The 1,465-nt window shown below is 46.3% G+C and carries 1 protein-coding gene; it reads left to right on the forward strand.

Annotated features, from left to right (window positions below; all coding sequences use genetic code 11):
- On the forward strand, window positions 1-1,465 hold a 1,465-nt coding region (locus tag LC586_RS32850; RefSeq protein ID WP_229489676.1), incomplete at both ends, for a two-partner secretion domain-containing protein.

Here is a 1,465-nt window from a genome sequence, read left to right on the forward strand (position 1 = left end):
GGATAATTGGCGCGTCGGGTACGGCTAACCTGTTTCTAATTAATCCCAATGGAATTGTATTTGGTCAGAATGCTCAATTAAATGTTGGTGGTTCCTTTGTGGCGAGTACAGCGAATGCACTGCAATTCGGAAATCGAGGATTTTTTAGCGCTACTGCGAAAAATATCCCTTCACCGTTGTTGACTATTAATCCTTCAGCATTGCTGTTTAATCAGATTAATCAAAACGCTGGGATTCAAAATAGCTCAGTTGCATTTGCAGGAAAAGATCCGGCAGGTTTAAACGCATTTGGTTTACGAGTACCAGATGGTAAAAGTTTACTGCTGGTGGGTGGGAATGTCAGCATGGATGGGGGACGATTAAATGCTTTTGGTGGACGAGTTGAGTTAGGAGGGTTAGCCCAAGCTGCTACTGTAGCGCTGGGCGTAGATGGCGATAATCTCAGCTTGAAATTTCCTGATAGTGTTGCACGAGCTTCGGTATCCCTCACCAATCAAGCTGCGATATATGTGGAAGGCGCTGGTGGCGGTAATATTGCAATTAATGCCAAGAATCTAGAAATATTAGGAGGAAGTATTTTAAGCGGTGGTATTGGACAAGGTTTGGGGACACCCGAAACAATTGGGGGAGATATTACGCTTAATGCTACCGGGTCAATCAAAGTGGCTGATGAGAGCCTAGTTCTTAATGATGTGCGTTTGGGGTCACTTGGCAATGGGGGTAATATTACTATTGACTCCGGTTCTTTGTCGTTAGGCGATCGCGCTCAACTTAGTGCCTCAACATCGGGACAAGGTAATGCAGGGAATGTGACAGTGCGGGTACAAGATGCTGTAACTCTAGCAGATAGTGCTGAAATTTCCAGCACGGTGGGATCAGGAGGTGTAGGTAAAGGTGGCAATATCGATATAAATGCTGCAAGCCTCTGGCTAAAAGATGGCGCTCAACTGCTAACCTCTACTGAACAAGAATCTGGAACAGCGCCAGCAGGACGGGGGGATGCGGGGAATGTCAATGTGAATGTTACAGGTATTGTTAATATTGCTGGGGAGAAAAACGGTTCTTCCAGTGGGATTCGCAGCGGAGTGGAAACGGGGACAGTTGGCAATGCAGGTAACATTACTATCGATTCTGGTTCCTTCTCGTTAAGCGATGACGCTCGACTTACTGCCTCAACCAATGGACAAGGGAATGCAGGAAATGTGACAGTGCGGGTACGAGATGCTGTTGACATTGCAGATAGTGATATCTACAGCAGAGTGTGGGGTGTCGGTAACGGAGGTAATATTGACATCAATGCTGCAAGCCTCTGGCTAAAAGATGGCGCTTATCTTGCTACCTCAACTTCAGGACAAGGTAATGCAGGGAATGTGACAGTGCAAGCACAAGATGCTGTAACTCTAGCAGATAGAGCTAAAATTTCCAGCACGGTGTCAGCGGGAGGTGTAGGTAAAGGTGGCAATAT

It is taken from the genome of Nostoc favosum CHAB5714 (assembly GCF_020829495.1).
GTDB lineage: Bacteria > Cyanobacteriota > Cyanobacteriia > Cyanobacteriales > Nostocaceae > Nostoc > Nostoc favosum.